Source organism: Blastocatellia bacterium (assembly GCA_035275065.1).
Classification (GTDB): domain Bacteria; phylum Acidobacteriota; class Blastocatellia; order UBA7656; family UBA7656; genus DATENM01.
In genome coordinates this window covers 238,315-245,217 of the sequence record DATENM010000046.1, presented here as the reverse complement: position 1 = coordinate 245,217, position 6,903 = coordinate 238,315, and the positions used below count along the sequence as shown (strand labels likewise).

Genomic DNA, 6,903 nt, shown 5'->3' with positions numbered 1-6,903 from the left:
AGCGCAGACCACGCATTACACTTTAGAAGTTGATAGGCCGAGCCAAGCCGTGAGCTTCGAGGAAGCAGACCGCGTGCGGGCGCGCAGATTCGGGGCATTCTTGCAACACAGGAAGAAAGGCAATTTTATACTCGCCATCGAATCGGGCAGGCACACAGACCCGGCCACAGGTGAGAGCTTCCGCACCTATGCCGTATGGAGGCCGGAAGCGGCGCGCACCAACTACATTAACGAGTCAGAGCTAACCACCAAGTATCAGCCAGTCACGCCGGAACGAGCGCGCGATTGGTGGACGCGTAAGTATGCGGCCATCCCGCCAATTGAAACCGTAGAGACGCACATACTGGGCGGCGCGATCATCCCACTGTGGCAGCGTCTAAAGACAGATCGTGAAGCACGCTTGAGAGTCGTTAGAGTCAGCACCGACGAAGGCCAGCGCATAGTCGGCATTCACATCCCTACAGATCGAGTGTGGACGGTGTTGCGCTCTTTAGGTATCACAAGGCGATTGCAAGACCCCGCACAGATTTATAACGCCGTATTGCACGAAGGGGAAGAAATCACCCTTGCATCGAATCTCAAGCTAAAACAGGGAAACATACACGGAGAGACAGCCATTGAGCTTCACGTCACAGACCCATACAAATTTGCAAGCCTCAGAGAGCTTGGCTTGATAAACGAGCAGATCAATTGGAAGCAACGCTTTTTCATTCCCGCCGATGAAAGCAAAGGGATAGAGATTCTAGCCGCGTTGCTCCAAGTCTATCCGGTGATTGTGGCGGCAGAAGCGGCAGAAGAAACCCAAGAATGCGCCGAAATTCAAAGCCTACCGGAAGCAGCTCCGGCAAGTGTAGTTGACCTCGAACAATGGATTATCCCGGCAGGCGAGATTGACGAAGTACGGGAACAAGGAAGTGAAACAAGAGAAACGAATGGCGCGGGCACAGAAGTTTCCAATGTTCAGACTACTTTCTTACACAAACCGGAAACATACCTGGAGCGAGACACCCGGAAAGTGAGCGGGCAGCACTCACTATTCTCAGAGCCGCTACTGACAGGCGAGCCAGCGAGCCAAGCATCAAGAAGGCAGACAGGTTATAAATTCCAAGCACAGTTGGCATTCGATTTCACCGAAAGCGAGTCGCCGCCTAACGAGGTACAGGGGGCGGCTTCACAAGCGGCCTGATGAAATCCAGTATTAGATGATATCAAGTTGTTGTTACACTCTTTAACGAGTGGTCCTAGAATTACACCCGTCAGTTGTTTTGTGAGTCGAGTCATTGTCATAGTGCAACAGCAATTCGCGGACTATAAGCCTTATCTGTTGCTGCTTATATCACCAGATTAATGACCGCTCCTCGACGGATCATTAGTTACCGCGCGTCTTCTAATCTGTTATACCATTCTTATAAAGCCGCTTAACCTCTGCGGCCTTTGTCAGGAGACTCTGTGGCCGACCATCGCTCATGCCTTCTGCACGAGCTTGCACGAAGCGATCCTTTACCTTTCCCTAACCAAGTCGCGCTCGAACTCTGCGAATGCAGAAAGCAGTCAAATCATTGCCCGACCTACAGAGGTAGTGAAGTCGAGCACTTCTACTTAGAGGAGGTCTTTTCCTGTGCAGCCTTGCCCTCAGCTTTTTGGCGACTTTCAGGAAGACAAAGCTCTGTTGATACCAGGAAGTCAAGCTCTTGACAGCCCTGCTTTTCAGAGATATCGTGTGCGCGGCTCTTACTCCTCTTTTGCTAAGGCGCTCTCATAAGTGACTGTGCATGGTCAATCCAGAGGAGCCTCATGAAAAGTAGAATCTTAGCGGCGGTCTTACTCGGAACTTTGTTTTGGGCTTCGCTTCCTGTAATAGCGGATGATCCAAACATTGCTCCTTGTCCTCCTTCGACAGGGGCGACAAATAATATGCCTCCGACTCGCCTTATGTACCTTAGAATATTCTCAGTTAGACCCACCTCCAATCTGGACCCAAGCATTCCGTTCTCTGATCCGGGACGTGCTGACATTTACGGTCATGTGAAAATCGGCGGTATCGAATTCAGACTTCCTAAGAAGCCGGATACGAATTCACCGGTGTGGGACGACATTGATGGTAAATTCAATTGGCAAATTCCTGCAGGCGTCAAATCAGTGCCTATTTCAATACGTATCTTGGATAGCGATACAGGTAGCGACGATGATGTTATAGATGTGAGTCCTGTGCCGAACAAGGCTATCCTTGATTTCGACTTCGACCCTTGTGCCCTTTGGGTCGGAGGGGACTTCCCCACAAAGAGCAATCAAGAGATTATTGAGGTGGCGGGCGACCAATCAGACGATGCCGCTAAGATCACCTTCATTGTGGGCATGGAAGACGGGAAACCGATATCTTCCGATGATCTGGCCCTGATGAGCGTTGATCTCATTCAGGTCATTCCCAAAACGCCTCTGCTGGTAGCTTATAAACCTACTGTTGTTGCCGTTACCGTAGCGAACACTTTTTCAATCCCTATGAGGACCACACTTCAGCTCACGGTTGGTGGTCCCGGAGACGCACGAAGGGATTTGATTGAACTAAATCTTGGTGCGAATCAGGTACAAACAAATTATTATTACACGAATAACCCGTTGCGTTTTACCAATGCGCAGCCAAATGTCGTTACAGTTTCAGCTCGGATAGATTTAGCCAACACGGTCAGCAGCACCTATCCGCCGGGTGATTGTCGGAGGGGAAATGATTCGACGCCGCCAACTAAGTTAAGATGGAAGGTCGTGCGCATGCGGTCTTTGGATTTGACCTGGACCAAGGTTAATACGACTTTTGATGGCTTAAACTACGCCCCCGATTCTGAGTTTCAAGAGATTATGAATCTCGGCAATGCGTTCATCAAAGCCACATATCCGATTTCCTCTATGTTTTCAAGCACATCTCCGATTCCGATAACTCTTCCACACACATCAGCACTCGACTGGTTTTTCACTATCATTTCAGCCATCACTCCGATTCCGATTCCGATTGATGCATTAATCCCATACATCTTCGTCTACGAACTAGGGAATTACTGGGCTCTCAGTGGGGAACAAGTTATAGGAGTCTTACCCCGCTGGGATTGGTTCAAACGGTTTTCAGAATGGCCCAACGTGGGCGGACTCTCTTTAGGGGATACCTTCCCAAGAGCGGTTATTGTTGTGCCGACGTTTGATTTGGGTGGCGGGCTCGGTCCTGTGATGGGGCTTCCCGCTCACGAGTTGGGACATACCTTCGGTCTCAGCGTTGATCCAGCTCTGAAGGACTATTGGGCCTGCAGTTTCTTCTCCGGCCCTGGTAGCGCGCTGTGCGGAGCCATTGGAGGGCTAGACGAGTACAATAGCAAAGATGAAATAAGGAAAAAGGGCAATCCTGCAAGCGGTTTTTGGGTGGCACAAGGCGGAGAGCCATTCTCTTTGGCCAGCATAATCAACCAGCCACAGTGCGATTCTCATTGCTTTATGGGATTACCACGCTCTAACGCTCAAAACAATTGGTCTGTGAGAAAGAGTTGGATCGATCGCGGAGACTATAATCAACTCTTTGAGAGATTGAGAGTCAATCCGGACCCCGAAGTGATCTATCTTTCGGGAATGATCTCATATGATGACAAGGTGTATTTAGGCCCTTGGCATCATGTCACAGAAGGAACTCCGGATGTCATAGACAGACAACCCCAAGTATACGCTTTTCGCTTCTTGAACGGGCATGGTGCTTTACTACAAGAGGTAGGATTACCTTTGAACTGGGAAGGGCGCGAGGGGAAACTCAAGATTCCAGTTACCTTCTTTGGGTTATACGTCCCATATCCTAAGACGACTCGTCGGATTCAGATCTGGAATCGGTATAACAACAAGCTATTGATAGAGCGGCAAGTGAGCGCAAATATCCCGGCTGTAAGGATTATCGCACCCACTCAGAAAGTAACCATCCTCCAGGGAAAACCGCTTGAAGTTCGATGGCAAGGTAGTGACACCGATCATGATCAGTTAGCGTACTTCATACAGGTGAGTTCCGATGGCGAGCATTGGTGGCCTGTCGCCATGCAACTCACCGAACAGACTTATCAAATTCCGACCGATGTGCTTAAGCCAGGGCGCTACTTCTGGAGAGTCATGGCAAGCGATGGTATTCATATTGGCAAGAGTCCAAATCTATCATTTGTAGTACAGAGTCGTGCCCCGTCAAATCCAATCCAATAATGTAAGAATTAAGATGTCCTGCAACGCTGCAACTCGTCCCTTCTTATCAGTCCAAAGATTATTCCAGGTACACAGTTATTGTGCCCTTGAATGGTTGTCGCACTGTGACAATGACCCTATACACCTTTTAACTCAAGTGAAATTTGCTACAAGAATATGGGGACTACTTTAATAATGATATGATGCGAGAGTCTTTTGCTTTGTAAAAACTAAGTGTTAGGTTTCGAGCCTGCCGGATAGCCACTTCCTAGGCTAACTATCAACATCCTATGACGCTATTACGAGTATTAATTATGCTTGACAAATATACACTCTATAGAATATATTATAGCAAGCATAAGAAGTGAGCATTGGGTCAAAGTGAGCCAAACTAACGGCTGAGTGAGAGGTATGACGAAACGTCGCACTAAATAAACGGCCTGGAAAGCGCGCCAACGCTCCCAGGCCCCACATCCACCCCAACCGTCGAAAGGAAGGAAGTCAGATGCTCGAACAGCAATCTACCACCACACCCACGCCCGCCACAACCACACAGCAGCCTGCCTTAGATTTGATCGAATCCGCGCGCGAACAGACGCGCATCGCCGCGCGAATCGCGGAGAGCTTCGACCGTCTTGGCGACGTGAGCTTTTCAGACCTCGACCTGATCGCGCGGAACTGCTACGCCGCCAACCGCAACCTTGAAGCGGCGAGCCGCGCCCTGACGGATGCCAGTGAAGCAGGAACCAGCCAACGCGCCGCCGTGAAGGTGTCGTCTTCTGAGAATTAGACGCGAGCAATATTACGGGTTGCGTGAGTGATTCGATTCTCCACGCACCCAACACCGCAATCTTTTACCACCTGGAGAAAAGCGATGCATAAACAAGCTACTGCAAAATCAACCGGCAGCGGCAGCCTCAGCGCAGGCGACTTCCGAATGATCGCCCTCACCCTGATTGACCCGCCGCTGAAGAACACGCGAACCACCTTCAAAAAGGAAAGCCTTGCCGAACTGACTCAGAGCGTTAAGGAGAAAGGCATCATCCAGCCCATTCTCGTGCGTCCGGTCGGCGCGCGCTTTCAGATCGTTGCGGGCGAGCGGCGCTTCAGAGCGGCCAATCAGGCGGGACTTAAAGAGATTCCCGCGAGCGTCAAGAACCTGAGCGATGAGGAGGCGCTCGACGCCCAACTCATCGAGAACTTGCAGCGCGAAGATGTTCACCCGCTTGACGAAGCCGATGGCTTCTTGCGTTTGAAGAATGGTTCTAAACTGGAAATCACGGACATCGCGCAACGTCTGGCGAAAGATGCTCGCTACGTGGCGCGCAGGCTGTCGTTGACTAACCTCATCGAAGAAGCGCGCCAGGACCTCCGCAACGATTTAATCACTCTCGCTCACGCCTTGGAAATCTGCCGCCTGTCGCCTGAGATTCAGACGGTCGCCCTGGCAGCCTGTTATGAGAGAAAGAGCGTCTGGAATGCGAAAGAGCAAACCTACATCCATCAGCCTGACAAGGAGAAGCCTGCCCGCCACGTCAAATTCTTACAGGCTTGGATCGAGCAGAACATACATCTCAATCTGACGAAAGCCCCTTTCAAGCTGGATGACGCGAGATTGCGCGAAGACGGTCTCACCTGCGTCGAGTGCCCGCAGCGCACAGGGTTTAACCAGACCCTTTTCCACGATATCAAGAATACGGACACCTGTCTGAACCCGCTGTGCTTCCAAGCCAAGATTCAAACACTGGTGCAGGTCAGGATGGCCGAGGTCGAGACAAAAAGTGGCAAGCCCGCCGCCTACATTTCGCCGTACTACAGCCCGAACCGCACCAAGGATTCCATCGGAAAATCCGACTACCACCAGATCGACAAGAAAGTCGACCGATGCGGGTACGCGGAACAGGCCGTGTATGCAGAAGGCGATGAGGTGGGCCGGGTCACCTGGATATGCCGGGAGAGAACCTGCAAAGACCACATGGGCAGAGTCGGCTCGTCTCACTCGTCTTTAGCAGCCAGCACGATCAACAGCTCGCGCAACGGCGACTCGCCAGAAAAACGGAACAAGCGGAAGCAGGAAATCTTCGACATCAAGGTTGACGAGATCGTCCGCAAGCGGGTGATGAAAGAGGCGCTGCAAACCTACGGGTGGCCACTGGATCGGGCGCACTTGAACGAGGTCGCTAAAGAATTTTTCCACCGAATCCCTTCCGACGACCAGCGCACGATCTGCGAAGTGTTCGGTTGGAGTGAGGATTTGGCGAGCAAACTCCGGTATGACCAAGGCATAGTGCTGCGCGAGCTTGGCAAGCTCAATGACAGCCAGCTTGCACAGTTCATGATGCTCTGCTCATTTGCCCACTACGGTGCCAACCAGTATAAGCACAACCAAGTCGATCAAAAGCCGGTCGTACAGTTGAGCAAGGATCGCGGTGTCAACCACGCGCTAATTGACGCCAAGGTGCGCGTTGAGTTGTGCGCAAAGAAGTACAAGGCTGCCCACGAGACTTACCTTGATGCCGTGACGAATGGTGAGACGGCAAAGAAGCCAGTCGTCTATGAGCAACCGCAAAATGTAAAAGCCGAAGCAGCCAGGAAGGCATCTGCCAAATCCAGCACGACAGCTAAATCTGACAAGCGGAAGACAGGGGCGAACACTGCGAGGGGTTAAGCGGTGGTCATCAACGGCTACCGAAAATCAATGTGGGT

The 6,903-nt window shown here is 51.3% G+C and carries 4 protein-coding genes; all 4 read left to right on the top strand.

What is annotated here, in order from left to right:
* Positions 1–1,186: hypothetical protein (locus VJ464_11020; GenBank protein HKQ05655.1), on the top strand; the 1,186-nt coding region annotated here is incomplete at its 5' end.
* A 608-nt stretch (positions 1,187–1,794) separates the two neighbouring features.
* Positions 1,795–4,218, top strand: coding sequence for a hypothetical protein (locus tag VJ464_11015; GenBank protein ID HKQ05654.1), 2,424 nt, complete (start codon positions 1,795–1,797; stop codon positions 4,216–4,218).
* 484 nt (positions 4,219–4,702) lie between these two features.
* Entirely contained in the window at positions 4,703–4,987 is a 285-nt protein-coding gene (locus VJ464_11010) for a hypothetical protein (protein HKQ05653.1), read from the top strand.
* Between the two features lie 84 nt (positions 4,988–5,071).
* Positions 5,072–6,865, top strand: a complete 1,794-nt coding sequence (locus VJ464_11005; protein ID HKQ05652.1) for a ParB/RepB/Spo0J family partition protein — start codon at positions 5,072–5,074, stop codon at positions 6,863–6,865.
* The last annotated feature ends 38 nt before the right edge of the window (positions 6,866–6,903 follow it).

Bases quoted from the DNA above. Each gene is read 5' to 3' on its own strand.
- VJ464_11015 (HKQ05654.1), top strand. From the start codon at position 1,795: ATGAAAAGTAGAATCTTAGCGGCGGTCTTACTCGGAACTTTGTTTTGG.
- VJ464_11005 (HKQ05652.1), top strand. From the start codon at position 5,072: ATGCATAAACAAGCTACTGCAAAATCAACCGGCAGCGGCAGCCTCAGC.
- VJ464_11010 (HKQ05653.1), top strand. From the start codon at position 4,703: ATGCTCGAACAGCAATCTACCACCACACCCACGCCCGCCACAACCACA.